The organism is Novosphingobium sp. RL4 (assembly GCF_035658495.1).
In the GTDB taxonomy this organism is placed as follows: domain Bacteria; phylum Pseudomonadota; class Alphaproteobacteria; order Sphingomonadales; family Sphingomonadaceae; genus Novosphingobium.
Genome location: NZ_CP141944.1, coordinates 2,038,207 through 2,064,499, shown reverse-complemented (window position 1 = coordinate 2,064,499; position 26,293 = coordinate 2,038,207). Strand labels below are relative to the sequence as shown.

Genomic DNA, 26,293 nt, shown 5'->3' with positions numbered 1-26,293 from the left:
GCTCCCTTAGCTGCGGACCCATTCCTGTTCGTCGATGCCGAGAAGGCGCAGGACGCTGGTGAGGTCGCCCCGATCGATCCAGCCGTTCGACGCGGCACGCGCCTTGGGCTTGGCATGATAGGCGATACCGTAAGTCGCCGCTTCAAGCATGGGAATGTCGTTCGCGCCGTCACCGGTGGCAAGGCTGGTGACGCCCTCTCCTGCTGCCGCGATCTCGGCAAGCAGCGTGGCCTTCTTGACCGAGCTGTCGACGATCGGTCCGACCAGGCCGCCGGTCAGCATGTCGTCGGCCACCTCGAGCCGGTTGCCGACGACATGCTCGAAACCGAGCCGCCCGGCGACGGGATCGGCGAAGTGGTGGAAACCGCCGGTGACGAGCACCGTGCGGCAGCCGAACTTCCGAAGTGTCGCCACCAAGGTTTCCGCACCCGGCATCGGCTTGATGCGGGTGGCAAGGCACTCGTCGATGGCACTGACGGAAAGCCCCTTGAGCAGGCCGACCCGTTCGCGCAGCGCCTGTTCGAAATCGAGTTCGCCCTGCATGGCGCGCTCGGTGATTTCGGCAATGCGGTCCTTGAGGCCGGCGAAATCACCCAGTTCGTCGATGCATTCCTGTCCGATCATGGTCGAATCCATGTCGGAGATGAAAACGCCCGGCAGGATCGGCTCATGATCGGAGACGAGACCGTCGGTCGGCGCAAAATGATCGTCGAGCGCCTTGCGCAGCGCCGCCGCATCCTCGTCCGGCGAGGCAAGCTGCATGGTCTGCCCGCAGAAATCGAGCATCGCCGCCGAAGCGAGACGTACGCCTCTTTCCTGCATTTCGGTGCGGGCCGCATCGATTCTTGCCGTGAGGTGGTCCGGTTCTGCTATCAGCCGCGCAATGAGCACTGCGAATTCCCTTGAAGCTGCGTATGAAAATTCCACAAGCGATGTGCCGAACGGGCAAAAACCGCCGCTCGCGCTCATTGCAGGGCCGACCGCCAGCGGCAAGAGCGATTGTGCCGTTGCCCTGGCGCAGGAACTGGAAAGGCGCGGAAAGCGCGCGGTCGTCATCAATGCCGACAGTTCGCAGGTCTATGCAGACCTGACGGTTCTCAGCGCCCGCCCCGCGCCCGAGGAGATGGGCGGCATCGATCACCGCCTGTTCGGCACATGGGACGGCGCCGAAACCTGTTCCGCCGCCGACTGGGCACGGGCCGCACGCGAAACCATCGCGGGGGTCCATGCCGAAGGCGCCATACCGGTCCTCGTTGGCGGCACCGGGCTTTATATACGCACGCTGCTGGAGGGCATCGCCCCCGTACCGGCCATCGATCCCGATGTACGCGAGACGGTGCGCGCCCTGCCCGTTGCAGATGCCTATGCCGCCCTGCAGACCGAAGACCCGGAACGCGCCGCCAGGCTTGCCCCGGCAGACGCCGCCCGCATCGCGCGCGCGCTTGAGGTCGTGCGGTCTACAGGGCTGACCATCGCCCATTGGCAGGCCCGGACCAGCGGCGGCATCGGCGGCGATGTCTCGCTTCACGCCGCGATCCTCCTGCCCGAGCGAAAAGCGCTCTACGCACGCTGCAACTTGCGGTTCGAACGCATGATCGAGCGCGGAGCCCTGCGCGAAGTGGAAGCCCTGCTCGCAAGAAGGCTCGATCCCGACCTGCCGGTAATGCGTGCGATCGGCGTTCCCGAGCTTGCCGCCGTGGTGCGCGGAGAAAGCACGCTGGAAGAAGCGATTGCCCGCGGATCACAGGTCACGCGGAACTATGCCAAGCGTCAGTTCACCTGGCTGCGGCACCAACCTCCGCAAGATTGGACAAGGATTGAGTTCGAATATTTCGACGAAAAATCCATACAAGATAGATTATTTCACGTTATGGGGTTGACGTAATATTTTCGTCCCCTTAGAGCCCCCTCACCTGCTGATGAAAGTATGCAGGGAGGAGAGGGAGGACCCGGCACGGCGCCCGTCGTGTCGGGTCGGTTTCATTATAGTTCGCCAACAAGCGAACTGTGGTTTTTTGGTAATGTGCACCGTGATTGGCGCGCAACATTCGAAGGGCAGCCCATCCCTCGGGAAACGCCCACGAGTCGGAAAAGGAATATGTTGTGACTGAAGAGCGCAGCGGCGCGAACATCCTGGTCGAAAGCCTGGTCAAGCAGGGAGTCGAATTCGTATTCGGTTATCCCGGCGGCGCCGTGCTACCGATCTACGATGCTCTATTCGGCGACGAGCGACTTCGGCACATCCTGGTCCGTCACGAAGCCGGCGCGGCCCACGCGGCCGAAGGTTACGCGCGCTCGACCGGCAAGCCCGGCGTCGTTCTCGTCACCTCGGGCCCTGGCGCCACCAATGCCATCACCGGCATTGCCGACGCCTTCATGGATTCGATTCCGCTGGTCATCATCACCGGCCAGGTTCCCACCGCGCTGATCGGCTCGGACGCGTTCCAGGAAGCGGACACCGTCGGCATCTCGCGTCACTGCACCAAGCATAACTACCTGGTGAAGGATCCGGCAGACCTTGCCGCGACCATCGACGAGGCGTTCCAGATCGCCACTTCGGGGCGGCCCGGCCCGGTTCTGATCGACATTCCCAAGGACGTCCAGATCGCCAGCGCCATCTGGAACGACACGCCGACGCAGCGCCGCCAGCGCTATTCGCCGCGCACCGAAGGCACGGCGGACGAGATCGCGCAGGCCGTCGAACTGATCGCCAAGGCCAAGGCCCCGGTGCTCTATACCGGCGGCGGCGTCATCAATTCCGGCCCGCGTGCTACCGAGCTGCTGCGCGAGCTTCAGGCGAAGACCGGCGCGCCCGTCACCTCGACGCTGATGGGCCTCGGCGCCTTCCCGGCCGACCATGCCGACTGGCTGGGCATGCTGGGCATGCACGGCACCTACGAGGCCAACCTGGCGATGAACCAGGCGGACCTGATCGTCTGCATCGGCGCCCGCTTCGATGACCGCGTGACCGGCCGCCTCGACGCATTCGCGCCGAATTCGACCAAGATCCACATCGATATCGACCGCGCATCGATCAACAAGACGGTCCGCGTCGACCTGCCGATCATCGGCGATTGCGCCACCGTGCTCGACCAGATCCTGACGCTCTGGGGTGATCGCAAAGGCCAGGACCTGGCGCCTTGGAAAGCCCGCGTCGAGGAATGGCGCGGCAAGAACAGCCTCTACTTCCCGCTCTCGAAGAAGGCGATCATGCCGCAGCTCGCGGTCCAGCGCCTGTTCGAGCTGACGAAGGACAAGGACCCGGTGATCTCCACCGAAGTCGGCCAACACCAGATGTGGGCGGCGCAGTACTTCCACTTCTTCGGTCCGAACAAGTGGCTGACTTCGGGCGGCCTCGGCACCATGGGCTACGGCCTGCCCGCCGCGATCGGCGCGCAACTCGGCAACCCGGACAGCCTCGTCATCGACATCGCGGGCGACGCCTCGATCCAGATGAACATCCAGGAACTGGGCACCGCCACTCAGTACCGCCTGCCGGTGAAGATCTTCATCCTCAACAACGAGTGGATGGGCATGGTCCGCCAGTGGCAGGAGCTGACGTACGAAAGCCGCTACTCGCAGTCCTATTCGGACAGCCTGCCGGACTTCGTGAAGCTGGCCGAGGCCTATGGCTGGAAGGGCATCCGCATCGAGAACGAAAGCCAGCTCGATGCCGGTATCCAGGAGATGATCGACTACGACGGCCCCGTCATCGTCGATTGCCTCGTCGCCAAGGAATCGAACTGCTTCCCGATGATCCCCTCGGGCGCGGCCCATACGGACATGATCCTCTACGGCGATACCGTCGCCGGCACGATGGACGACGAAGCCAAGGCTTTGGTCTGACAACGCGCGCGCAGGATCCGAAAGACATATCATGATGCACATCAAGCAAGAGGCCGAGGAACGCCACGTCCTCACCATCACCGTCGATAACGAGGCGGGCATTCTCGCCAAGATCGCCGGCCTGTTCACCGCACGCGGCTATAACATCGACAGCCTGACCGTGGCCGACATCACCGAGAACCACGCGGTGAGCCGGATCACCATCGTCACCCACGGCCCGCCGAGCCAGATCGACCAGATCCACGCCCAGCTCGAACGCCTGGTACCGGTGCACAAGGTGGTGGACCTGACCGAAGTCGGTCCGCACGTCGCCCGCGAACTGGCGCTTATCAAGGTGGCCGGTCTCGGCGAAAAGCGCGTCGAGGCACTGCGTCTGGCCGATATCTTCCGCGCCAAGGCAGTCGATACCACCACCGGGAGCTTCATCTTCGAACTCACCGGGGCGCCGGACAAGATCGATACCTTCGTGCAGCTGATGCGCGACCTCGGGCTTGTCGAAGTCGGCCGCACCGGCATCGTCGCCATGATCCGCGGGCCGCACGAGGCCTAGAACCGAGCTTAATCCATCCTCCGGCACACGGTGCCGGAAACAACGAACCACGCGCCCACGGCGCATATCAATCAGGCCCCGCCTTACGGGAACGGGCCGTCGAAAGGGTACTACGATGAAGGTCTATTACGACGCCGATTGCGACATCAACCTGATCACCGAGAAGAAGGTCGCGATCCTCGGCTACGGCAGCCAGGGCCACGCCCACGCGCAGAACCTGCGCGACTCGGGCGTCAAGGAAGTGGCCATCGCGCTTCGTCCGGGTTCGCCCTCGGCCAAGAAGGCCGAAGGCGCCGGCTTCAAGGTGCTCGCCAACGCCGAAGCGGCCGCATGGGCCGACGTTCTCATGATCCTCGCCCCCGACGAGCATCAGGCCGCGATCTACGCCGCCGACATCCATGAGAACCTGAAGCCCGGCGCGGCACTCGCCTTCGCCCACGGCCTCAACGTCCACTTCGGCCTGATCGAGCCCCGCGCCGACATCGACGTGATCATGATCGCGCCGAAGGGCCCGGGCCACACCGTTCGCGGCGAATACGTCAAGGGCGGCGGCGTGCCCTGCCTCGTCGCGATCCATCAGGACGTGACCGGCAATGCGCAGGACGTCGCTCTGGCCTACGCTTCGGGCGTCGGCGGCGGCCGTTCGGGCATCATCGAGACCAACTTCCGCGAGGAATGCGAAACCGACCTGTTCGGTGAGCAGGCCGTGCTTTGCGGCGGCACCACCGCGCTGGTCCAGGCCGGCTTCGAAACGCTGGTCGAAGCCGGTTACGCACCGGAAATGGCCTATTTCGAATGCCTCCACGAGCTGAAGCTGATCGTCGACCTGATGTATGAAGGCGGCATCGCCAACATGCGTTACTCGATCTCGAACACCGCCGAATACGGCGACATCAAGACCGGTCCGCGCATCATCACCGAAGAGACCAAGAAGGAAATGAAGCGCGTTCTGGAAGACATCCAGTCGGGCCGTTTCGTGAAGGACTTCGTGCTGGACAACCGCGCCGGCCAGCCGGAACTGAAGGCTTCGCGCATCGCCGCCAAGCGTCACCCGATCGAGGAAACCGGCTCGAAGCTGCGCGCCATGATGCCCTGGATCGGCGCCAACGCGCTGGTGGACAAGGCGAAGAACTAAGTTCCGTCCAGACGCTTTGGCGTTTGACGAAACATCGGAGGCGGCGCAGAAATGCGCCGCCTCTTTTGTTCAGGAGCAGACCCGATGCGCCGTCCGCATATCGCTTTCGCTTTGGTTGCCGCTGCCGCGCTTGCGGCCCCCGTCATCGCCCAGCCTGGCCCCGGCGGTGGACGCGACCGCATGGAAATGCTGCACGGATCGGGCACCCCCGCCGACGTCAAGGCCGGGACTTACGCCGTTGAGCCGGCCCATACGCAAGTCACCTTCAGCGTCTCGCACATGGGCATTTCGCCCTTCGCCGGCACGTTCTCGGGCGCGAGCGGTTCGCTGACGCTCGATCCCAACAAGCTGTCGGCCACCAAGCTCAGCGTCACCATCCCCACAACCTCCGTGCAGACGACCAGCAGCAAGCTTTCCGAAGAACTCGTCAGCGCCGACTGGCTTGATGCCGGCAAGTTCCCGACTGCCACTTTCGTCGCCACGTCGGTCACGCCGCGCGGGCCCGATAGCGCCTCGATCGACGGCACGCTGACCCTCCACGGTGTCAGCAAGCCGATCACCATTATCGCGCGCTTCTTCGGCGCCGCACAGAACCCGATGAGCAAGAAGGATTCGATCGGCTTCCTCGGCCGCGCCCTGATCAAACGCTCCGACTTCGGCGTTTCCAAGTACGTGCCGGTGGTCTCCGACGAAACCGTACTGGTCATCAACGCCGCCTTCGAGAAGCAATAAGCGTCATCGACCGTTCACGGCCCATGCGCCATGGGCTCATGGCATGAACGCTCGAAAGGAGATCGGCATGAAGACCAGACTGACCGCGACTATCACCCTGGCCACGGCCCTCTTCGCCCTTTCTGCCTGCGCCAGTACCGGGAACGACAAAGTGGCCGATGCAACCCCGCCGTCGATGGAGCCGAGCTGCGGCGCCGAACAGTTCGCTTCCTACGTAGGCCAGCCTGCCAGCGACGAGGTTATCGCCGCAATCACCGCATCGCGCGGCGACAAGCCGATGCGCGTCATCAGGCCCGGCTCTGCCGTGACCATGGACTACCGGCCCGACCGCCTGAACGTCCAGGTCGGCGATGACGGCAAGATCAAGGGCTTCACCTGCACCTGATCCCATACCATCTGACATCTTGATCCGGGCGCTCCGCTCCTCCAAGCACCATTGCTGGAATGTAACGGAGCCCCGGATGAACGAAGCTGACGATATCGAGCGCGAGGACGGCCTCGCCCGCGTCGAGGCGTTCTCGGACGGCGTGCTCGCCATCATCATCACCATCATGGTGCTGGAGTTGAAAACCCCGGTCACCGAGGGACTGAAGGCGCTCTGGCAACTCTGGCCGATCTTCATCGCCTATGTGCTGAGCTATGCCTACGTCGCGATCTACTGGGTCAATCACCACCGCCTGCTCGGCCATGCGCGGGTCGTGACCAGCGGGCTGCTGTGGTCGAACATGCTGCTGCTGTTCACCCTCTCGCTGATCCCCTTCTCCACCGCCTATCTCGGCGAGCATCACTTCAGTCGCGAGGCGACCCTGCTCTATCTGGCAACGATGCTGACGCCTGCCCTCGCCTATGTCCTGCTGCAAGGACGGATCGCGGCCACCGGCACACGCACCGCTGCCAGCCGCCGCTATCACAAGGCCTCGCACCGCAAGGGGATCGCCGCTTCGGCAGTATATGCCCTCGGCATTCCGCTGACTTTCGTATCCCCGTGGCTCGGCATCGTCTGCGCGGCACTTGTCGCCGTATTCTGGATGCTGCCCTGGAGCGTGCTCGACCGTCTGTTCCTCGACAGGGTTCCGCCTGCCTAGATCATGAAGTGCGTCGTCCTCTGCGGGAAGGAAAAGGCCCTTTTCGCTTTACATCGACCAAGCGAATGCCCATAGGCTCCGGCAATGAACCTTCTTCTAGGCCTTACCCTGCGACTTACCCGCCCTTGGGCGTGAGTTGACGCGTCGGTCCTGCGGCGCGCTCGGCGCTCAAGGGGACCCGGAAAGACCGGCCTGAACTGGACCGGCAAGCCTTTTAACCGAAGAAGTTTTTCCGAGCGAGATTACCCATGACCATGCTGCAAGACCCCTCGGTCAAGTACCGTCCCTTCCCGCAGATCGACCTGCCGAACCGCCAGTGGCCCTCGCAGGTCATCACCAAGGCGCCGCGCTGGCTCTCGACCGACCTGCGGGACGGCAACCAGGCACTGATCGACCCGATGGGCGCCGAAAAGAAGAACCGCTTCTTCGACCTGCTGGTCAAGGTCGGCCTCAAGGAAATCGAAGTCGGCTTTCCCAGCGCGGGTGCGACCGAGTTCGACTTCATCAACGGCCTCGTCAAGAACGACCGCATTCCCGAAGACGTGCTGGTGCAGGTGCTGACCCAGTCGCGGGAAGACCTGATCACCCGCTCGTTCGAGAGCCTGGAAGGCGTCCACGCCGCGATTGTCCACCTCTACAACGCCGTCTCGCCGCTGTGGCGCAACGTGGTGTTCGGTATGGACAAGCAAGAGATCAAGGGCATCGCGCAAGGCGGCGCCAGGATCCTGCGCGATCAGGCGGCGAAGTATCCCGCCACCAAGTGGCAGTTCGAATACTCGCCCGAGACCTTCTCGACCGCCGAACTCGATTTCTCGATCGAGGTCTGCGAGGCGGTGATGGAAATTCTCCAGCCGACGCCGGAAAATCCGATCATCCTCAACCTGCCGGCAACGGTCGAGGCGGCAACGCCCAACGTCTATGCCGACCAGATCGAGTATTTCTGCCGGAACCTGCCGAACCGCGAATCGGCAGTGATCTCGCTGCACACCCATAACGACCGCGGCACCGGCGTCGCTGCCGCCGAACTGGGCCTGATGGCTGGCGCGGACCGGGTCGAAGGCTGCCTGTTCGGCAATGGCGAGCGTACCGGCAATTGCTGCCTCGTCACCGTGGCAATGAACATGTACACGCAGGGCGTGAACCCCGAGCTGGACTTCTCGGACATCGACGAAGTGATCCAGACGGTGGAATACTGTAACCAGCTGAAGGTCGGCGAACGCCATCCCTATGGCGGCGAACTGGTCTTCACCGCCTTCTCGGGCAGCCACCAGGACGCCATCAAGAAGGGCTTCGCCGCGCAGGAAAAGCGCAACGACCAAATCTGGTCCGTGCCCTACCTGCCTATCGATCCCGCCGATCTCGGCCGCGATTACGAAGCCGTGATCCGCGTCAACTCGCAGTCCGGCAAGGGCGGTTTCGCCTGGGTGATCGAACAGGACCAGGGCCTGAAACTGCCCAAGCGCATGCAGGCGCACTTCTCGAAGCATGTGCAGGAACTGGCTGACGAACTGGGCCGCGAACTCCAGGCCTCGGACATTTGGGAGGTCTTCCGCAAGGCCTACCGCATCGACGACCCGCAGCACTTCCAGCTCATCGACTGGGAAGAAGCCAAGGCCGCCGACGGCACCCGCGTCTTCGCCGGTAAGATCGGCGTGGACGGCAAGGAGCAGTCGGTATCCGGACGCGGCAACGGCCTGATCTCTTCGGTTACGGCCACGCTGGCCGAGAGCTTCGGTGTCACGCTCGACGTGCGCGACTATGCAGAGCACTCGATGGGCAAGAGCTCCGACGCGCGTGCAGCGGCCTACGTGGAATGCGTGGCCCCCGATGGCCGCGTGATCTGGGGCGTCGGCATCGACGAGGACGTGGCCACCGCCAGCGTCCGCGCAGTACTCAGCGCTGCGAACACCGCACGCATCTGACCGCAAGACATACGCGTTTGAACATAAGCGGCGGGAGCACGATGTGCTTTCCGCCGCTTTTGCGTTCCGCCTTTAGATTTGCGAAGCAAGGGACGCGCGCCCCTAGGGCGGGAAACGAAAAAGGGCGGCCCAAAGCCGCCCTTTTCCTTTTTCCGTCACCGGCTTCGATCAGTCGCCGGTCAGAATGCGGTCGACCAGTTCCTTCACCGTCGGCGTGTAGCCGTTCGAATAGAACGGGTCCTGCTTGAACTTGTAGGCCGCATGGCCCGCAAACATCAGGTTTTCGTCGACCGGGCCGCCATGGGCAATGTCCTGAAGCGTCTTCTGGATGCAGAAGCTGCGCGGATCGGCAAGGCGACCCGTGGTATAGTCGTCGTGATCCTTCCACGAAGAGAACCCGCAGTGCGACAGGCAGCCCATGCAGTCCGCCTGATCCTTGCGGATCTCGTCACGCTCGGCCGGATTGACGAAGATGATCGTATCGTCAGGCGTCCGCAGGCCGTCCGTGAACCCCTGGGCCGACCAGCTGCGCGCACGGTCGAGATCCTTGGGCGCGACCCAGAAGTTCTTGCCCTTCACGCCGACGTCGAGACGCACGGTGTGCTCTCCGGCCTCGACCTTCGAATAGGGAATCTGGCGCTCCGAACGCGCTTCGAGGTTCCGCAGGAACGGGTTGCGCACGGCCGAGGAATAGAACCCGGTCGGCGAGAAGCGGTGCAGCAGCACGTCGCCCGGTTCCAGCGTGCGCAGATGGTCCTTCCACGCCTGCGGGATCGGGCTTTCCTGCGTCAACAGCGGGCGCGTGCCGTACTGGAACGCGATCGAGCCGAGTTCAGGATTGTCGATCCAGTTTTCCCAGTCACGCAGGAACCAGACACCGCCGGCCATGACGATCGGCACGCTGTCCGGAATGCCTTCTGCACGCATGGTATCGCGCAGCGCCTTCACGCGGGGATAGGGATCTTCCGGCTTGAGAGGATCCTCCGCGTTGGACAGGCCGTTGTGACCGCCGGCCAGCCAGGGGTCCTCGTAGACCACCGCGCCCATCAGGTCAGAGACCTTGTGATAGGCACGCTTCCACAGCGCGCGGAAAGCACGGGCGGAGCTGACAATCGGCAGGTAGTTCACGTTGAAACGCGCGGCGATCTCGGACAGCTTGTAAGGCATGCCCGCGCCGCAGGTGACGCCGGTGACCATTCCCTTGGTCTTTTCCAGCACGCCTTCCAGCACGGCCTGGGCGCCGCCCATTTCCCACAGGACATTGATGTTGATTGCACCCTTGCCACCGGAAATCTCGTAGGCACGGCGAACCTGCTCGACTGCGCCGTCGATGGCGTAGTCGATCAGCTCCTGATGGCGTTCCTTGCGCGTCAGGGCATTGTAGACCTGCGGGACGATCTTGCCTTCGGCGTCATAGCTGTCGGCATTGACGGCGCTGACCGTGCCGATGCCGCCAGCCGCCGCCCAGGCGCCCGAGCTCATGTGATTGGTCGCGGCAACGCCCTTGCCGCCCTCGACGAGCGGCCAGACTTCGCGTCCACCATAGACAATCGGCTTGAGACCCTTGAAACCCATCTTCTCTTTCGTCTTTCCCCCGGCGTCGGGCACGCTGGTTCAGCGGCCTTATATACGCCCTGTGCTACTGACGCTCACTACTTTTGCGCCGTGGTGTTGCCGGACATCCGGCAAGGTACGATGTTTGCGGGTTCCGGCCGCGCTCCTGCGACCTCGAACTGCGCGTAGTAGCCTTGTAACTCCGGCTTACGGACAAATTCCGTCAAACGAAAGCCCAAGGACGCGAATTCGCAGAAAAGCAGCTGCGGTGGAATTCCGTGGCTGTCGCTCGCGCGGTCGACATCGACCACGACCACGCGGCCTCCCTTGCGCAGCGCGGGGCGCAGGCGCCAGAGGAAGGCGTAAGGCTCCGTGACCTCGTGGTACATATGTACCAGGAAGACACGGTCGAAACTGTTTTCGGGCAGCTTGGGATCATCCTGCGTGCCGAGCTTGATGGAGACGTTCTCCAGCTCTTCACGCATGACGCGGTTGCCCAGCCGCTCGTTCGCTTCACGATCGATATCCTCAGCCAGCACGCGCCCCTTGGAGCCGACGCGCTGGGCCAGACGAACCGTGTAATATCCCTCGCCTGCGCCGAGATCGGCCACGCTCATGCCCGGCTCGATCCGGGCGAGGTCCATGACGACCTGCGCCTCGTTCATGCTGTCACGCTGGACTTCGGTGCCGACGGCGCCGTCTGGCGTCTTGGAAATCGGGCGATCCGCCACCGGAAAGGCCCGCGCGGTTTCAGGGCGCGATTCGTCCACCGGCTCGCGATGGCACGCCCCCAGGGCAAGCCCCAGAGCAAGCGTCGAGACCGCGATGGCGGCGCGACAGACAAGGCGGGATGACAAGCGCATGCGGCCCTTTAGCGGTTCGGCCCGCGCTTGGCAAAATCGGCTGCCAAGCTGCGGTCCGAACGCGCTTCGAACTCAGTCTACGTCTTCGACCTCGACCTTCTCGCCCGTGACGCGCTGCGACAGGGCAGCGGCCATGAACGGATCGAGCGCGCCGTCCAGCACGTCGCCGGGCGCGGTCGAGACGACACCGGTGCGCAGGTCCTTCACCTGCTGATAGGGTTGGAGCACATAGGAACGGATCTGGTGGCCCCAGCCGATATCGCTCTTGCTCGCGTGTTCGGCGCTGGCGGCTTCCTCACGCTTGCGCATTTCTTCCTCGAACAGGCGTGCCTTGAGCATGCCCATCGCGATTTCACGGTTCTTGTGCTGCGAACGGTCGATCTGGCTCGCCACGACGATGCCCGATGGCTGGTGCGTGATGCGCACGGCCGAATCGGTGGTGTTGACGTGCTGCCCGCCGGCACCCGAAGCGCGATAGGTATCGATCTTCAGGTCGGACGGGTTGATGTCGATCTCGAAAGTATCGTCGATCACCGGATAGACCCATACCGACGAGAAGCTCGTATGGCGGCGCGCCGAGCTGTCGTAAGGGCTGATGCGGACCAGGCGGTGGACGCCGCTCTCGGTCTTGGCATAGCCATAGGCGTTCTCGCCCTTGATGAGCAGCGTGCAGCTTTTGATGCCCGCGGCTTCACCGGCGTGATAATCGACCAGTTCGACCTTGTAGCCATGACGCTCCGCCCAGCGCGTGTACATGCGCTGGAGCATCTCGGCCCAATCCTGGCTTTCGGTTCCGCCGGCCCCGGCGTGAACTTCGAGATAAGTGTCGTTACTGTCCGCCTCACCCGAGAGGAGCGCGGTGACCTTGTCCTGGTCGGCACGGTCAGCCAGCGCAGCCAGCGTCGCGATACCCTCGTTGATGGTATCCTCGTCGCCTTCCATCTCGCCCAGTTCCACGAACTCGACAGCGTCCTGCATCTCGCGGCTGATGTCGTTCACGGCGCCGATCGAGGCTTCGAGACGGCGACGTTCCTTCATCACCGCTTCGGCTTCCTTGGGCTTGTCCCAGAGCGTGGGGTCTTCGACGCGCGCGTTCAGCTCGTCGAACCGGCGCAGGGCGCGGTCCCAGTCGAGGAACTTGCGGACCAGCGCGAGGGCCTTCTCGATACGCGCAATGTGGGCCTGCCCTTCGGCACGCATGACTTCAAACTCCCAGAAACGAGCGCCGCGCATAGCGCAGTGGCGACGTAAGTAAAGCGCGCGCGATGCCCATCGTCAGGCAAGCCGTGCGAAAGCGGCGCTATTACCCGCTGATGGGGGTGCTGTTCAAGAGCCGTGAAAGGCTCTCTCAGCCCTTAAGCTTTCTGACCGCTTCCAGCGTGAGCTTCACGTGGTCGCGATAGTCGAGGTCGGAATGGACCATGACGATCCTTCCGTCCCGCGCGATCACATAGCTGGTACGATCGGTCATGCCGGCCGGCGCGCCTTCGCGCTTCAACGCAACGTCGTAGGCCTTGATCACCGCCGGCGTGGCAACGGCAACCGCGAACTTGTCGCGGCAGGCTTCGGTCGAGAATTTCTGGAGCGTGGGCAGATCGTCGTTCGACATGCCCACCACGGTGGCACCGAGCTTGGCGAAATCATCCGTTGCATCGGCAAAGGCATGCGCCTCCAGCGTGCAACCCTGTGTGAAGGCCTTGGGGTAGAAATAGAGGACGACCGGCCCCTTTTTCAGCGCCGCCTTGAGATCGAACGACATGGCCTTGCCGCCCTTCGCGCCCTGCGTCGAAAAGGCGGGCGCCTTGGCGCCGACCGGCAGCGCCGCATCGGCGGCACCGGCAGAAAAAGCGAGAGCCAGAGCGGCGGCGACGGCGGAAAAAGTCTTGCGCATGAGGCGCAATCTGGACCTGGAAAGAGGGCCTGTCCAGCCCCCTTCCCCGTTGCCATTATCGGTTGGAATTACCCCTCTTACTCGATGTAGCCGAGTACGGTTCCCACCTCGTAGGTTTCACCGATGGCGGCCACGATCTTGAGCGTGCCCGAAGCCGGCGCTTCCACCTCGTTGGTCGACTTGTCCGCTTCGAGCGAGAAAAGCGGCTGACCTTCGGAAACCGCGTCCCCGTCCTTGGCGAGCCATTCTGCGATCTGCCCTTCCTGCATGGAGAAGCCGATCTTGGGGAGCAGGATTTCAACGGCCATGGTCTTTCTCGATCCTTTGCGAATGTCTTTGACCATTGCCTATCGCGCGCCCGTGCACTGGCATAGGGCCGAGAGCCTGGGCGCGTGCAGGTTTCGCCGGTACGATTACATCGCCAGCGCCGCGTTTTCTCGCGCGCAGTCCGGTACGGGCAACGAGGCGCGCTTTTCAGCCAGTTCTGCCCGCGCAGCAGCGATATCGGCGGTGAAAGCCGGTTCGGCATTCAAACGGGCGAAGACAGTGGTCGCAACGATCCTTCCTTCCTCGACATCGCTCAGCCAGTGAACATTGCAAATCCGGCGGCTCTCCCCGAAGGCACGCCCCCGCGCGACCAGTTCTCCGGCGCGATCAGGCACCAGATCGGCAAGGATCAGCCCCATGCCGAACCCGATGGCGCTGTGCCCCGAGGGGTAGGAGCCATCCTTGCGCAGGATCCCCTCCTGATCGGGCGTGCAGATCGCCTTGCCGTTTTCCATGAACGGACGCGCCCGCTTATAATGATTCTTGGTGGGATAGCTGGCGAGGCCGAAGTCCATCATGGCCTTGAACAGCAGGGCCTGAACCCGCGGGGTGGTGTCCGCGCCGATGCGGAAACCGGCAGCGCAGGAAAACGTATCGGTGAGTTTCGGCGTAAAGAGATCGGCATCGATCTTGGCCTGTTCCCAGCGCGGCGTGCCATGCAGGGCGAGGGCCGCCTTCGCCGCCTCTTCGTCCCGCGCCATGGCTGCGGAGCCGGGTGCCGGGGGCGCCGGGTTATAGAGCAGGCTGTTCGGCGCGCCGCCTCGCGGAAGGTAGCTGCCGTGGCGCATTATCTCCGCCATCGCCGCCTTGTTGGCATCGGACGGGGAAACCGAACTCTGGGCAGGCGCCGCGACTTGCGCCTGACCCATGGCTACCCCGGCAGCCCCAGCCGCGATTGCGATCACCCCGCAGATACGCGTTGCCAGCCTTGCACCCTTCATCGCCGAACTCCCTTTTTCTGTTATTCACGCTTTTCCAGCTTGAGTAACAGGATCGTACCGGCAGGCCATCAGGCATCGTGCCGGTATCGCCCGGGCAATTCCCCTTAGCCCGGCGCCTTTCCATCCTCGTGCGCCATCCAGTGCACGAAGCGGTGGAGAGGATACATCGCATCGTGCGGGTTGCCGATCGTCGAAGGCCCCGCCTCGCCCAGATGGACGACGCGCTGCGCGCCGCCCGCCGCCAGCCGGTCGCGGTAGTCCGCCATCCGGTCGAAGGGGTAGAACCCCACGGTCTGCGTGGCGACGTTGATCCACTTCACCGCCTCGTCGAGACTGTCCACCCGCACGACATTGGCGGTCTTGTTGATCGGATGGAAATCCACCGGCTCATCCGAGCGGATCACCAGCCCCTTGCCGTCGGTCCTGCCCCAGACGCCGTATTCGTCGTCCATCAGGATCATCATCTCCACCGCCTCACGCATGTCGCGGTCCAGCGGGCGGACATCGCCGCTTTCGGCGGCGCGCCGGGCGACGTGATGGTGCAGACGCTCGCAGAAACGGTCAACGTCCGCCTCGCTGCCTTCCACGAATTGGAAGCGACTGGCGACGCAAGCCTCCTGATTGAGGGTCATGACGTCCGCCGAGCAGAGATCGGCAACCCGATCTACCGTTTCATCATCCACCAGGGCTTCGCGCCCCACGAACGAGATCGACGTCTTGGGATCGAACGAAACGAGCTGAAATCCTGGACCCAAATATTTGATAACATTGTTTATAGCATCGCCGCCGCCCCAGGCGACGATCTTGTCGAAGTACTGCGGGCGATAGAGCACGCGCTCGGTCGCGTCGTCACCCCCGCGCCAGTAGACCGCCGACATCGAGCGGACGATCGGATGGTTCGGGTCGATATCCGCCATGGTCCGCAGGATCGCGACCATGGTGAAGGGGTCGGCGCTGCTCATCTTAAACAGGTTGATCGCCTTGACCATCGAGCCTTGCGCCACCGACTTTACCGCCACGCCGGGCGAATTGCCCGGCAGGACATGGATCAGGCGCGGCGCGAAGGCGCGCACGAAGCTTCTGCGGCCGGTGAAATCCTCCTTGGGCACCCATTCATCAAGTGCGCGCGGATCGAGGAAGTTCTGCTCTACCTCGGCCCGAAGTACCTTCTTGTCGAGATAGGCCGCGGCATGGCGGGCGGTATTCTCCACCACCGCCCGCGGCAGGATATGCGTGCGGCACATCCTCTCGATGCATTCCTGCATGTGATCGTTGTCGGCAGCAGTAAGCCGCTGGCCGGTCTCGACGAGGAAGTCGATGATCTCGTCCAGCGGAACATTGAGCAGGGGCGGCACCTCGGTACGCGGCGGCACAGCCCGGTCGAAGGGTATGCGCGGGGTGGCGAAGGTAACGCCAAGGTCGCGCGATGTCTGGATCACATCGGTGCCGTGAAGCACTTCGCCGCGCAGGAAGAACGGCGCAGAAACTAGTTCTTTATTTTCAATAGGTTGGATAACGGAGTTCATGCCACACCTCGCACGTATGCATCGACCGTACCGGCGCAACCGATCTTGTCGTCACCTTCCAGGTCCGCGTAACGAACGATGTTGTCCCGGACCGAAGGGCCGTGGTTGCCGCACTTGCAGGGGCTGTAGTCCAGCGAAATCCGGTCCCCGGTGATGATGCCGCCCCAACGCCCGTCTAGCGAAAGATCGAAGAACGCCGCGCGGCCCTCCATCTCGCCCTGTCCGTGATCGAGTGCATTGTCGCCGGTCTTGTCCAGAAGGATCGGAACCACCCAGGGTGGCACATGATAGCGTCCGCCCTCCCGGCACTTGGGCATCCCGGAATTCAGTTCCTGCATGGAATAGTTCTGAAAGTGACGATCCTCGGGAATGTTGAAGGTATCGAACACATATTCCTGATAATCATCGGGAAGTTGCGCACGCTTCAACCCGCCACCGACGTAGATCGAGTTGTCCGGATCGAAATCGTCCCGGCCGTAGCCCGCATCGCGCACCTCCTTCGCCACTTGCCATAGCCCGCTCCAGAGACCCGAGAGCTGGAGCTTGCGATGGCGGTTCTCGATTATGAACTGCGCCGTGGCCGGAATGGCGTCGGCCACTGCCCTCCCCCGCGCGGCAGAAGTCTCCTCGAAGGCGGCAATCTCCTCGGGGCGCGCCGTGCCCTCTGCGATCTTCTTGCGCATGACCACCATCGAGGTCAGCGACCCCACGGTGATCGGCGGCACCGGATAGCTCCAGCGCGGATACTCGGGATTGGCGAAAGCCTCGTACTGGGCTTGCGCTATCGTCGCGTTCTTGGGCACCGTGGCGACCGGCGCGCAGCCAACGATGAGGCGGTCCTGCGCGGGCGCCACGCCGGAACCCCATGCAAAGACGTTGACCGTATCGATTTTCGACCAGTCCATGTCCTTCTGCGACGCGATCAACATGGCGGACTTGCCGGTGGTACCGCTGGAGCACGAGATGAAATGGCCCAGCGCCGCCAGCCGCGCGATCCAGTCATCGATCCCTGTGATGCCATCAAGCTCCAGCCCCTCGATCGGATAGGGCGAAATCGTGCCGAGCCACTTGGTCAGCCGGTCCCAGCGCTCCTCGATCAGATAACCCTCCGGGTAGGACTTGTAGGCGGTGTGCGGGAACAGCAGCGGCACCACCTCCGCAACCGAGCCAATCCTCTCCACCCCGGCGTCACGCGCACGCAGGCCAAGCAGCCTGATACGGTCCTTGCGCTCCTGGAAACGCTCATCGAGCGCGGCGACCTGCGTGGCCCGCAGTTCTTCGGCGCTGAAGGTAAAACGCTGCGGATCGGCGACAAGGGCCATGAGTTTGTCGGCGGCTTCGGCCATGTGGTGCTCTCCCGTTCTTTTCTTCGCAGCCCGGTCCAGATGGACATCGGCCCGCGACTCGATTAATGGCAACTCATGCGTTTCATTATTCACGATCCCCTTGGCAGCGCAAGCCCGATCGGTTCCAATGCCGAAATGACCGAAAAGACCGACGTGATCGAAGCCGCCACTTCCGCTCCAGTCGCCGTTCGTGCGGGACGCCCGACGCGGGAACAGGCGCAGGCCCGCCACGCGCAACTGCTTGACTGCGCCTTCGAAAATTTCCTTGAAAAGGGGTTCGAGCCCACCACTATCGAGGCCATCGCCGCCGAAGTGAGCATGACCAAGCGGACCGTCTACGCTCGCTACCCGGACAAGGCCGCGCTGTTCCGCGCCGCAATCCGCCGCGGAACGGAACGCCGCGCGGCGAGCCCCGAGGCGATTAAGGCAACGCGCGCCGATACGCTTGAAGAAACGCTCGTGCGTATCGCGCTGCTGCGCATTCAGCTGGCCGGAACGCCGGAAGGCGTGAAGCTGCAGCGCCTCATCAATACCGAAGCCTATCGCTTCCCGGACATCTTCCAGACCTATTACGAGATCGCCGCCCTGCCCACCGTGCGCTTCCTCGCTGAGCTTCTGGAAGAAGAGACCCTCGCCGGGCGACTCGCCATCGAGGATGCGATGCTTTCGGCCAATGTCTTCATGAGCATGGTCGTCAGCGCCCCCGTACGTTTCCTGATTTCGGGGAACGAGCTTCCGGCGCAGGATGTGGATCGCAGGGTACGCTTCGCAGTGCGGCTGTTCCTCCGGGGCGCGGAGCCGCGCTGAGAGAGAATTCAAAGGGAGAGTAACGATAATGTCGCAATCAGACGGCCAGCCGGACCTCAGCAAGCCGCCCGCCGAAAAGTCCGATGCCCGCCAGCGATGCGCGGTCGTCACGGGCGCCAGTTCCGGCATCGGCAAGGCCACCGCGCAGGCCTTCGCACGCATGGGCTGGCACGTTATCGGCACGGGACGCGCCCCCCGCCGCTGCGAACAGGCCGAGGCCGAAATCCGCGCTGCCGGAACGGGAGCCGCCCGCATCGACATGCTCCGGGGCGACTTCGCCGAAATGCACGAGGTCCGCCGCGTCGCAGGGGAAATTCGCGCGTTAACCGACAAGGTCGATGTTCTCGTCAACAATGCGGGCGGCGTGCGGGATGGATGGCATGAGACCTCCGAAGGCCTCGAATCCACGTTCGCGGCCAATCACCTCGCCCCGTTCCTGCTCACGCGCGAACTCCAGCCGCTGCTCGAACGCGCGGCCGGGGATGCACCTCCGGGACTGGTGCGGGTGATCGCCGTCTCGTCGAGCGGGCACCGCGCCTGTGCGGGGATGCGCTGGTACGATCTGATGATGAAAACCGCCTTCGACGCCAGTGCCGCCTACTGCCAGGCCAAGCTAGCCAACCTGCTGTTCACGCGCGAACTGGATCGCCGGCTGATCGACAAGGGTATTGTCGCGCTTTCCATGCATCCCGGCCGGGTCGGTTCGAACTTCGCCAGCCACGGCGACGAGGCGATGCAGAGCTACATGGCCGCCAACGAATGCGCAGCGCCCGAGCAACCCGCGCGAACGATCGTCTGGCTGGCCACTGCCGAGGAACTAGGCGGCAAAGGCGGACGCTATTTCCACGAGTTGGCGGAGGAGCAACCGGCAGCTCAGGCGCAAGATGATGTTGCGGCCGCAAAGCTATGGCAGGAAAGCAAAATAATCTTGGAGAAAATCCTGGAACCAGCCGGCTGAGGGCAAATTACCGTCCCGCGCCGCGCCTGTATCCGGAGCGGTCGCGGGACGATATGCGACCCGTAAAGGGCTATCGCAGCAGCAGCCGAAAAGTTCCGGCAACGCTTAATTCGATCACTCATGCGAACGATCGTTAACGACGAATCAGTCGTTAGCGCATGTTTCAAACGATTGCATCACCGAATAACCTCTCGCTTGTCCGTGGCGCGAATTCCGCCCCGCGCCAATCGCCCCCGTGGTCAGCGCCCGGGCAGCCTTGACCTGCCGGCCCCTCTCCGCAATGCGTCCGCAACTGCGAGGAAACCCTGCCGATGACCGCCTCAGCTTCCGATACTGCCCATCGCCCACGCCGCAGCGCGCTCTATTTGCCCGCCTCCAACGCCAAGGCCCTGGCCAAGGCGCGCACGCTGCCTTGCGACGTGGTGGTGCTGGACCTTGAAGACGCCGTGGCGCCCGAAGCGAAGGAGGAGGCCCGCGCCGCCGCCATCGCCGCCGTTGCCGAAGGGGGCTTCGGCCACCGCGAAGTCGCGATCCGCGCAAACGGCATCGATACCGAATGGGGCGCGGCCGACCTTGCCGCCATCGCCGGATCGCAGGCCGCGGCCGTGCTCGTCCCCAAGGTCAATTCGCCCGAGGATATCGCCCGGTACGATGCGGCGCTCCTTGGCGCGGCCCCGCAGATGCAGCTCTGGGCGATGATCGAGACCTGCGAAAGCGTGGGCAACCTGCCCCGGATCGCCGCCATGGCCCGCACCACGCGGCTGTCGCTCTGGATCATGGGCACCAACGACCTTGCCAAGGAGATGCGGGCGCAGCTCACGCCGTGCCGCACGCCGTTCCTGCCCTTCCTGTCGATGGCGGTTGCCGCTGCACGCGCCGAGGGGATCGCGATCCTCGACGGCGTATGCAATGAATTTCGCGACATCGGCCTGTTCGAGGCCGAAGCGCGCCAGGGGCTGATGTTCGGTTTCGACGGCAAGAGCCTGATCCACCCCGCGCAGATCGAGCCCTGCAACACCGTCTTCTCCCCAAGCGAGACCGATCTCGCATGGGCGCAGGCCGTGATCGCGGCGTTCGCCCTCCCGGAGAACCAGGGCAAGGGCGCGATCCGGGTGGACGGCAAGATGACAGAGCTGCTCCACCTGGAACAGGCGCGGCGGCTGGTGGAGGTTGCCGGCCTCATTCAAGCGATGAAGTAGCACGACCTCGGCAAGACGAAGCCATCCGTCTTCCGGCGCGATCGTGGCGCCACCGTCAGAAAGGGGGCAATAGCCCCCTTCCCTCCCCGTCAGCCTTCGCCCTTCGATCCGGGCACGCGGGCGATCTCGCCCGGCTCATTGGCGATCACCTTGAGCACCGCCGTCCAGGCATCGACGTTCTGCTGAAGTGCTGCCGGATCGACCTTGTCGAGCGTGTCGTCGGGCGTGTGATGCAGGTCGAAATAGTGCATCCCGTCCTGCCCAAGATCGACCACCGCCAGTTCCTGCCTGGCGATGATGGCCGAGACGTCCGCTCCGCCGGTGGCCGCGCCGTCGTGTTGGACGATGCCCATCGGCCAGAGCGCGGCCTTGATCTTCTCGGCCACGGCCTTGTTGCTTTCGGCCAGGGTCAGGCGGAACTGCCACACCTTGTCGGCACCGAAGTCGCTCTCCATCGCCACGGCATGGGGTTCATTGCCATGCATCTCGGCATAGGCCTTGCTGCCACCGCCGGTGACGCCCATTTCCTCGTTACCCGCCCAGAGCACGCGGATCGTGCGCAGGGTCTTGCCGTCCTTCTGCGCGGCAAGCGCGGCTGCGGTGACGATGCCGCAACCCGATGCATCGTCGATCGCGCCCGTCGCCAGGTCCCACGAATCGAGATGGCAGGCGAGCACGATCTTCGGCAGCGAAGGGTCGCGCCCCGGCAGGTCGGCGATCACATTGCCCGAAGGCGCATCGGGGAACGGCTTGCCGAGCATGGTCAGGTCGATCTTCATCGGCTTGCCGCGCTTGGCGATGCGGGCGATCAGGTCGGCATCGGGGTTGGAGACCGCGCCGGCCGGAATCGCGGCCACGTCCTTGGCAAATACGGTAACGCCGGTGTGCGGATTGCGATGGCTGTCGGTACCGGCCGAGCGGATGACAATGGCCGAAGCCCCCTTCTGGGAAGCGATCGACGGACCCCGGCGGCGCACATCGCCGTAAGGGCCATAGCCCGAGCCGTCCTGCGCCGCGCGCATTGCGTGGTCCACGAAGGCGATCTTGCCCTTGAGCGATCCGTCCGGCGCCGCGCGCAGGGCATCGAGCGTGGGGAAGTAGACGAGTTCGGCCTGAAGGCCCTTGGCCGGCGTGGGGGCCGAAAGGCCAAGGGCCGTGATCGCCAGCGAATGCGCATAAGGTGCGGTCAGCTTCGCGCGTTCCTCTCCGCGCGTCCAGACGAGGGTCTTGAACGGCTCGATCTTGACGTTCTGGAAACCCAGCGCGTTGAGCTTGGCCTCTGCCCAGAGGCGGGCCTGACCCTCTTCGGGCGAACCGGCGAGCCGCGCACCAATCTCGGTGGTCAGCCCCTCGACGATTTCCCAGGCCACGCCCGAGCCTTCGGCAGGCGTGGCCAGAGCGGGAACCGGGAGCGAAGCGGCGGCAAGGAGCGAGGAGGCGGCGAGAAGCGCCGCTGGGGAGAATCTGCGTTGCATGACAGATGCCTAACGCGCCCCGTCGCTCCTGCCAACCGGTCCATCTCGATCCCGGACCGGGGGGCCAGCCGGGTTTCGATCAGGACACCAGATCAAGCCGCATGAACTGGTTGTGCGGGCTCGGCTCATAGTCGGCAAATGCCTCGCACGAGATAAAGCCGGCGCTCCGGTAAAGCGAAATCGCCGGGACATGGAGCTGTGCCGTGCCGGTTTCGAGGTACAGGCAATCGTACCCCCTTGCCCGCGCCTGCTCGACGATATGGGCGAGCAGGGCCCGCCCCACGCCGGTGCCGCGCGCGGAGGGCGCTGCACGCATCGACTTCACCTCGCCCCGGCGCGCATCCAGTTCCTTTAGCGCGCCGAAACCGGCCAGCATCTCTCCGTTCCACGCCGTCCAGAAGGTCACGCTCGGCACCGAAAGGCCGCTCGCATCGAGTGCGAAGGCATGTTCGGCCATGACCTCCTGCAATTCGCGAAGATGATGCTCCAGCAAAGGAGCGACATGGGCCGCCGTGGGATCGTCCTGCCGGATGTGCATTGTGCTCATGTCCCGTGGTTCCTGCTACAGCCAGTTGCGGCCATCGGGGGTGCCGCAGCCATAGGGCGGCAACTGGCCCGGGAAGCGGGCCTGCATCTTGTGGCATCCCCAACTGCGTAGCGGCGAGGGGGCATAGCCGTTCAGCGCGATGCCGACTTCATCATAAGGCGTATCACCCTGAGCGACATACATGTACCAGCGGCCACCGAACATCACCGCTCCGGCAACCACAAACACGGTGACAACCTTTAGTAATTTCTGCATTTTTTCTCCGTCGGGGATCGGATAGGGGGGGCAAGGCCCTGCCCGCTGCCGGCTTTGCGATCAAGCCCCTTTGTCGCCCTCGGCCCGGCCGCTTTCCTACCCGGCGCAATTCTGAGAGGATTGAGACCATTCTCTCTCCGCGAAACCCGCTTCCAATGGCCCTTCACATTCCCGTTTGCCCGAAGTTCACACCCTCCTGTCGTGGCCGACCGGCATTTCCTGCGGTTTTCAGCAGATGACGGCCACTTGAAAATCCGGCGGCACGACACATTTCGGACGTTCCGTGTAAACCGCCGCGCCACACGCTCCGGGCGTCCGGCCCTGCCCTTGGCAACGGGGCCTCGCACCTGTAGAGCGAGCGCAACTTTTCAGATCCAGATCCTATTTCCAGAGGAAACCGATGGCTGCCCAATACGCCTTCGTCATGAAGGGCATGACCAAGACCTTCACCGGCGCCCCCAAGCCGGTGCTGTCCGACATCAACCTGCAGTTCTACCAGGGTGCCAAGATCGGCATCGTCGGCCCGAACGGCGCAGGCAAGTCGACCCTGATCAAGATCATGGCCGGCATCGACACCGACTATACGGGCGAAGCCTGGGCGGGCGAGAACATCACCGTCGGCTACCTCGAGCAGGAACCGGAGCTCGATACGAGCAAGAGCGTGCTTGAGAACGTCAAGGACGGCGCACGCGAAACCGCCGACCTCGTCGACCGCTTCAACGAGATCTCGAACCTCATGGCCGATCCGCCGGAAGACGCGGACTTCGACGCCTTGATGGAAGAGATGGGCGACCTTCAGGGCAAGATCGATGCGGTTGACGGCTGGACGCTCGACAACCAGCTTGAAATCGCCATGGAAGCACTGCGTTGCCCGCCGGGCGACTGGCCGGTGGACAAGCTCTCGGGCGGTGAAAAGCGCCGCGTCGCGCTGACCCGCCTGCTGATCCAGAAGCCCTCGATCCTGCTGCTCGACGAACCGACCAACCACCTCGACGCAGAATCCGTCGAATGGCTGGAAAACCACCTCAAGGAATACGCCGGCGCGGTGCTGATGATCACCCACGACCGCTACTTCCTTGACCACGTCGTTGACTGGATCCTCGAACTCGACCGCGGAAAATACTTCCCTTACGAGGGCAACTACTCGACCTACCTCGAGAAGAAGTCCAAGCGCATGGAGCAGGAGGACCGCGAAGAATCCGGCCGCCAGAAGGCGCTCAAGGACGAACTGGAGTGGATGCGGCAGACGCCTGCGGCCCGCCAGACCAAGTCCAAGGCGCGTATCCGCAAGTTCGAGCAGCTCCAGGAAGCCCAGTCCGGCCGCAAGCCCGGCAAGGCGCAGATCGTCATCCAGGTGCCCGAGCGACTTGGCGGCAAGGTCATCGAGGTCAAGGATATCTCGAAGGCTTACGGCGACAAGCTGCTGTTCGAGAACCTTTCGTTCATCCTGCCGCCGGGCGGCATCGTCGGCGTGATCGGCCCGAACGGCGCCGGCAAGTCGACCCTGTTCAAGCTGCTCACCGGCAAGGAAACCCCGGACGAGGGTTCGATCGACATCGGTTCGACCGTGCACCTCGGCTTCGTCGACCAGAGCCGCGACCACCTCGACCCCAAGAAGAACGTCTGGGAGGAAATCTCCGACGGGCTCGACTACATGAAGGTCAACGGTCACGACATGTCGACCCGCGCCTATGTGGGCGCGTTCAACTTCAAGGGCGCCGACCAGCAGAAGAACGTCGGCAAGCTCTCGGGCGGTGAACGCAACCGCGTCCACATGGCCAAGATGCTGAAGCTGGGCGGCAACGTCCTCCTGCTCGACGAACCGACCAACGACCTCGACGTCGAAACGCTCGGTGCGCTCGAGGAAGCAATCGAGAACTTCGCCGGTTGCGCCGTGGTCATCAGCCACGACCGCTTCTTCCTTGACCGTCTCGCCACGCACATCCTCGCGTTCGAGGGCGACAGCCACGTCGAATGGTTCGAAGGCAACTTCGAGGCCTATGAAGAAGACAAGCGCCGCCGCCTTGGCGACGCCGCGGATCGCCCGACCCGCCTCGCCTACAAGAAGCTGACGCGCTGATTTCGGCACTTCGCTGAACAGCTTCGGCGGAAGAACACGAGCCGTCGCTCCGGAAACTCCGGGGCGGCGGCTTGTTCATTTCGGTAGCACTGAAGATGAACAGAAGGCATTACCACGGTTCACCTCTGCGACAGCGCATCTCATATAGGAATACACTCAGGATGAACCGCCATCGCCGGGCGGCAAATCCGGTTTGGAGACCGGAAAAATGAAAAAGGAACATACTCTGAAGGCGAGCAGGCTTCTCTCTGCGGGCGCGATCGGCGCAATGGCGATTGCTGTAGCAGGTCTGGCCCTTCCCGCAGCCGCAATGGCGGAGCCCCGCCAGGATCGTGCGCCCCGGCAGGAGCGCAGCGGTGGAGAACGCCCCAGCGGAAACGGCGGCGCGTCTCGCCCCGCACCGCGCCCCGAAGCCCCGCGCCCGCAGATGCAGCAGGCCCGGCCCGACATGGCACGCCCGCAGGCGCCCGAGCGCCCTCAGGCCCAGTCCGCATGGCGCGGAAACGATCAGCGCCAGCAGCAGGCCCGGCCCGTCCCCCAGCAGCAAGGGGATCGCTCCTGGTCGAACGCCCGCCCTCCGCAGCAGGGTCAGCAGCGCCCCGATCAGCAGCCGAATTGGAAATCCGGCAACCGCTGGCAAGGAAACGGCACCCCTAGCGCCTGGCAAAGAGCCAAGGGCAATATTGACCGCGGCGATGCCGACCGCCGCGACGACGATCGGCGCTGGAACGCTGGCAATGGCCGTGATCGCCCCGATGGGCGCCCGGATGGCCGTCCGGGCACCCGTCCGGGGAACGACCGGCCGGACGATCGGCCCGCCTGGAATGGCAAGGACAATCGTCCCGACCGCAACGCATGGGGCAAGGATCGCCGGGACAACGATCGTCGTTGGTCCAATGGCGACAACCACCGCTGGGATCGCGATAACTGGCGCCGCGACAACCGTTACGACTGGCAGCGCTACCGCGACCGCAATCGCTCGGCCTATCATATCGGCGGTTACTATGCGCCCTATCGAGGCTATTCGTACCGCCGCCTGAGCATCGGCTTTACCCTGGGCTCGATGTTCTATGGCAGCAACTACTGGCTGGACGATCCGTGGTCCTACCGTTTGCCGCCGGTCTACGGCCCTTATCGCTGGGTCCGGTATTACGACGACGTACTGCTGGTAGATACCTATTCCGGCGAAGTGGTCGACGTGATCTACGACTTCTTCTGGTAGAATCCCTGATGCCCCCGGATCGCATGATCCGG

The 26,293-nt window shown here is 63.8% G+C and carries 25 protein-coding genes; 13 read left to right on the top strand and 12 right to left on the bottom strand.

Going from position 1 to position 26,293, the window contains the following annotated elements:
• Positions 1-6: 6 nt before the first annotated feature.
• The gene (gene serB / locus U9J33_RS10020) at positions 7-891 is read right to left on the bottom strand and encodes a phosphoserine phosphatase SerB (RefSeq protein WP_324694918.1); all 885 of its coding nucleotides are present in this window, start codon (positions 889-891) and stop codon (positions 7-9) included.
• Between serB and miaA the strand changes: the two genes are divergently transcribed.
• The 8 genes from miaA to leuA all read left to right on the top strand — a co-directional run bounded on the left by miaA (position 884) and on the right by leuA (position 9,270).
• Positions 884-1,885 (top strand): tRNA (adenosine(37)-N6)-dimethylallyltransferase MiaA, encoded by a 1,002-nt coding sequence (miaA, locus tag U9J33_RS10015; RefSeq protein ID WP_324694916.1) that lies wholly within the window; start codon positions 884-886, stop codon positions 1,883-1,885. The two genes, serB and miaA, sit on opposite strands and share 8 nt — an antisense overlap.
• Positions 1,886-2,103: 218 nt before the next feature.
• The gene (gene ilvB, locus U9J33_RS10010) at positions 2,104-3,846 is read left to right on the top strand and encodes a biosynthetic-type acetolactate synthase large subunit (protein ID WP_324694914.1); all 1,743 of its coding nucleotides are present in this window, start codon (positions 2,104-2,106) and stop codon (positions 3,844-3,846) included.
• Positions 3,847-3,877: 31 nt separating this feature from the next.
• A complete protein-coding gene (gene ilvN / locus U9J33_RS10005; RefSeq protein WP_054441698.1) occupies positions 3,878-4,396 on the top strand; it encodes an acetolactate synthase small subunit in 519 nt (172 codons plus the stop codon).
• A gap of 115 nt (positions 4,397-4,511) precedes the next feature.
• Complete coding sequence (gene ilvC / locus U9J33_RS10000; RefSeq protein WP_054441697.1) at positions 4,512-5,531, top strand: ketol-acid reductoisomerase; 1,020 nt, start codon at positions 4,512-4,514, stop codon at positions 5,529-5,531.
• Positions 5,532-5,615: 84 nt separating this feature from the next.
• A complete protein-coding gene (locus tag U9J33_RS09995; protein ID WP_324694910.1) occupies positions 5,616-6,263 on the top strand; it encodes a YceI family protein in 648 nt (215 codons plus the stop codon).
• A gap of 67 nt (positions 6,264-6,330) precedes the next feature.
• Positions 6,331-6,648: an I78 family peptidase inhibitor gene (locus U9J33_RS09990; RefSeq protein WP_185997491.1), complete on the top strand. Its 318-nt coding sequence runs from the start codon at positions 6,331-6,333 to the stop codon at positions 6,646-6,648.
• 76 nt (positions 6,649-6,724) lie between these two features.
• A complete protein-coding gene (locus U9J33_RS09985) occupies positions 6,725-7,348 on the top strand; it encodes a TMEM175 family protein (RefSeq protein ID WP_324694907.1) in 624 nt (207 codons plus the stop codon).
• A 248-nt stretch (positions 7,349-7,596) separates the two neighbouring features.
• The gene (leuA, locus tag U9J33_RS09980) at positions 7,597-9,270 is read left to right on the top strand and encodes a 2-isopropylmalate synthase (protein ID WP_054441689.1); all 1,674 of its coding nucleotides are present in this window, start codon (positions 7,597-7,599) and stop codon (positions 9,268-9,270) included.
• A 168-nt stretch (positions 9,271-9,438) separates the two neighbouring features.
• Here the strand turns inward: leuA and U9J33_RS09975 are convergent, their stop codons facing one another.
• The 8 genes from U9J33_RS09975 to U9J33_RS09940 all read right to left on the bottom strand — a co-directional run bounded on the left by U9J33_RS09975 (position 9,439) and on the right by U9J33_RS09940 (position 17,718).
• Positions 9,439-10,845, bottom strand: coding sequence for an NAD(P)H-dependent flavin oxidoreductase (locus tag U9J33_RS09975; RefSeq protein WP_054441687.1), 1,407 nt, complete (start codon positions 10,843-10,845; stop codon positions 9,439-9,441).
• 77 nt (positions 10,846-10,922) lie between these two features.
• Entirely contained in the window at positions 10,923-11,687 is a 765-nt protein-coding gene (locus U9J33_RS09970; RefSeq protein WP_132468766.1) for a class I SAM-dependent methyltransferase, read from the bottom strand.
• A gap of 72 nt (positions 11,688-11,759) precedes the next feature.
• Complete coding sequence (gene prfB, locus U9J33_RS09965) at positions 11,760-12,887, bottom strand: peptide chain release factor 2 (protein ID WP_132468765.1); 1,128 nt, start codon at positions 12,885-12,887, stop codon at positions 11,760-11,762.
• A 148-nt stretch (positions 12,888-13,035) separates the two neighbouring features.
• On the bottom strand, positions 13,036-13,578 hold the full coding sequence (locus U9J33_RS09960; RefSeq protein WP_324694902.1) for a peroxiredoxin: 543 nt from the start codon (positions 13,576-13,578) through the stop codon (positions 13,036-13,038).
• Between the two features lie 77 nt (positions 13,579-13,655).
• On the bottom strand, positions 13,656-13,886 hold the full coding sequence (locus U9J33_RS09955; RefSeq protein WP_185997494.1) for a biotin/lipoyl-containing protein: 231 nt from the start codon (positions 13,884-13,886) through the stop codon (positions 13,656-13,658).
• A 105-nt stretch (positions 13,887-13,991) separates the two neighbouring features.
• Positions 13,992-14,846 (bottom strand): phosphatase PAP2 family protein, encoded by an 855-nt coding sequence (locus tag U9J33_RS09950; protein WP_324694899.1) that lies wholly within the window; start codon positions 14,844-14,846, stop codon positions 13,992-13,994.
• Positions 14,847-14,950: 104 nt separating this feature from the next.
• Positions 14,951-16,372: an acyl-CoA reductase gene (locus tag U9J33_RS09945; RefSeq protein WP_324694897.1), complete on the bottom strand. Its 1,422-nt coding sequence runs from the start codon at positions 16,370-16,372 to the stop codon at positions 14,951-14,953.
• Positions 16,369-17,718 (bottom strand): hypothetical protein, encoded by a 1,350-nt coding sequence (locus U9J33_RS09940; RefSeq protein WP_324694895.1) that lies wholly within the window; start codon positions 17,716-17,718, stop codon positions 16,369-16,371. The genes U9J33_RS09945 and U9J33_RS09940 overlap by 4 nt, the downstream gene beginning before the upstream one ends.
• Positions 17,719-17,793: 75 nt before the next feature.
• Between U9J33_RS09940 and U9J33_RS09935 the strand changes: the two genes are divergently transcribed.
• The 3 genes from U9J33_RS09935 (at position 17,794) to U9J33_RS09925 (ending at position 20,682) form a co-directional block, all read left to right on the top strand.
• Complete coding sequence (locus tag U9J33_RS09935) at positions 17,794-18,525, top strand: TetR/AcrR family transcriptional regulator (RefSeq protein WP_324694893.1); 732 nt, start codon at positions 17,794-17,796, stop codon at positions 18,523-18,525.
• A gap of 28 nt (positions 18,526-18,553) precedes the next feature.
• Positions 18,554-19,483: an SDR family NAD(P)-dependent oxidoreductase gene (locus tag U9J33_RS09930; RefSeq protein WP_324694891.1), complete on the top strand. Its 930-nt coding sequence runs from the start codon at positions 18,554-18,556 to the stop codon at positions 19,481-19,483.
• Positions 19,484-19,794: 311 nt separating this feature from the next.
• Positions 19,795-20,682 carry a CoA ester lyase gene (locus U9J33_RS09925; RefSeq protein ID WP_324694889.1) on the top strand — a complete coding sequence of 296 codons (888 nt, stop codon included), beginning with the start codon at positions 19,795-19,797 and terminating at the stop codon, positions 20,680-20,682.
• An 89-nt stretch (positions 20,683-20,771) separates the two neighbouring features.
• Here the strand turns inward: U9J33_RS09925 and U9J33_RS09920 are convergent, their stop codons facing one another.
• The 3 genes from U9J33_RS09920 to U9J33_RS09910 form a co-directional block, all read right to left on the bottom strand.
• The gene (locus U9J33_RS09920; RefSeq protein WP_324694887.1) at positions 20,772-22,157 is read right to left on the bottom strand and encodes a M28 family peptidase; all 1,386 of its coding nucleotides are present in this window, start codon (positions 22,155-22,157) and stop codon (positions 20,772-20,774) included.
• Between the two features lie 79 nt (positions 22,158-22,236).
• Positions 22,237-22,704, bottom strand: a complete 468-nt coding sequence (locus tag U9J33_RS09915; protein WP_324694885.1) for a GNAT family N-acetyltransferase — start codon at positions 22,702-22,704, stop codon at positions 22,237-22,239.
• 15 nt (positions 22,705-22,719) lie between these two features.
• Entirely contained in the window at positions 22,720-22,959 is a 240-nt protein-coding gene (locus tag U9J33_RS09910; RefSeq protein ID WP_054441663.1) for a hypothetical protein, read from the bottom strand.
• A gap of 400 nt (positions 22,960-23,359) precedes the next feature.
• On the opposite strand from U9J33_RS09910, the gene ettA reads away from it, so the two are divergent.
• Entirely contained in the window at positions 23,360-25,039 is a 1,680-nt protein-coding gene (gene ettA / locus U9J33_RS09905) for an energy-dependent translational throttle protein EttA (protein ID WP_132468762.1), read from the top strand.
• Between the two features lie 310 nt (positions 25,040-25,349).
• Positions 25,350-26,261: an RcnB family protein gene (locus tag U9J33_RS09900; RefSeq protein ID WP_082370574.1), complete on the top strand. Its 912-nt coding sequence runs from the start codon at positions 25,350-25,352 to the stop codon at positions 26,259-26,261.
• Positions 26,262-26,293 lie beyond the last annotated feature (32 nt).

Excerpts from the sequence above, each read along its gene's own strand:
- miaA (WP_324694916.1), top strand. The coding sequence starts at position 884 with ATGAGCACTGCGAATTCCCTTGAAGCTGCGTATGAAAATTCCACAAGC.
- ilvN (WP_054441698.1), top strand. The coding sequence starts at position 3,878 with ATGATGCACATCAAGCAAGAGGCCGAGGAACGCCACGTCCTCACCATC.
- ilvC (WP_054441697.1), top strand. The coding sequence starts at position 4,512 with ATGAAGGTCTATTACGACGCCGATTGCGACATCAACCTGATCACCGAG.
- U9J33_RS09995 (WP_324694910.1), top strand. The coding sequence starts at position 5,616 with ATGCGCCGTCCGCATATCGCTTTCGCTTTGGTTGCCGCTGCCGCGCTT.
- U9J33_RS09990 (WP_185997491.1), top strand. The coding sequence starts at position 6,331 with ATGAAGACCAGACTGACCGCGACTATCACCCTGGCCACGGCCCTCTTC.
- U9J33_RS09985 (WP_324694907.1), top strand. The coding sequence starts at position 6,725 with ATGAACGAAGCTGACGATATCGAGCGCGAGGACGGCCTCGCCCGCGTC.
- leuA (WP_054441689.1), top strand. The coding sequence starts at position 7,597 with ATGACCATGCTGCAAGACCCCTCGGTCAAGTACCGTCCCTTCCCGCAG.
- U9J33_RS09975 (WP_054441687.1), bottom strand. The coding sequence starts at position 10,845 with ATGGGTTTCAAGGGTCTCAAGCCGATTGTCTATGGTGGACGCGAAGTC.
- U9J33_RS09970 (WP_132468766.1), bottom strand. The coding sequence starts at position 11,687 with ATGCGCTTGTCATCCCGCCTTGTCTGTCGCGCCGCCATCGCGGTCTCG.
- prfB (WP_132468765.1), bottom strand. The coding sequence starts at position 12,887 with ATGCGTGCCGAAGGGCAGGCCCACATTGCGCGTATCGAGAAGGCCCTC.
- U9J33_RS09960 (WP_324694902.1), bottom strand. The coding sequence starts at position 13,578 with ATGCGCAAGACTTTTTCCGCCGTCGCCGCCGCTCTGGCTCTCGCTTTT.
- U9J33_RS09955 (WP_185997494.1), bottom strand. The coding sequence starts at position 13,886 with ATGGCCGTTGAAATCCTGCTCCCCAAGATCGGCTTCTCCATGCAGGAA.
- U9J33_RS09950 (WP_324694899.1), bottom strand. The coding sequence starts at position 14,846 with ATGAAGGGTGCAAGGCTGGCAACGCGTATCTGCGGGGTGATCGCAATC.
- U9J33_RS09945 (WP_324694897.1), bottom strand. The coding sequence starts at position 16,372 with ATGAACTCCGTTATCCAACCTATTGAAAATAAAGAACTAGTTTCTGCG.
- U9J33_RS09940 (WP_324694895.1), bottom strand. The coding sequence starts at position 17,718 with ATGGCCGAAGCCGCCGACAAACTCATGGCCCTTGTCGCCGATCCGCAG.
- U9J33_RS09935 (WP_324694893.1), top strand. The coding sequence starts at position 17,794 with ATGCGTTTCATTATTCACGATCCCCTTGGCAGCGCAAGCCCGATCGGT.
- U9J33_RS09930 (WP_324694891.1), top strand. The coding sequence starts at position 18,554 with ATGTCGCAATCAGACGGCCAGCCGGACCTCAGCAAGCCGCCCGCCGAA.
- U9J33_RS09925 (WP_324694889.1), top strand. The coding sequence starts at position 19,795 with ATGACCGCCTCAGCTTCCGATACTGCCCATCGCCCACGCCGCAGCGCG.
- U9J33_RS09920 (WP_324694887.1), bottom strand. The coding sequence starts at position 22,157 with ATGCAACGCAGATTCTCCCCAGCGGCGCTTCTCGCCGCCTCCTCGCTC.
- U9J33_RS09915 (WP_324694885.1), bottom strand. The coding sequence starts at position 22,704 with ATGAGCACAATGCACATCCGGCAGGACGATCCCACGGCGGCCCATGTC.
- U9J33_RS09910 (WP_054441663.1), bottom strand. The coding sequence starts at position 22,959 with ATGCAGAAATTACTAAAGGTTGTCACCGTGTTTGTGGTTGCCGGAGCG.
- ettA (WP_132468762.1), top strand. The coding sequence starts at position 23,360 with ATGGCTGCCCAATACGCCTTCGTCATGAAGGGCATGACCAAGACCTTC.
- U9J33_RS09900 (WP_082370574.1), top strand. The coding sequence starts at position 25,350 with ATGGCGGAGCCCCGCCAGGATCGTGCGCCCCGGCAGGAGCGCAGCGGT.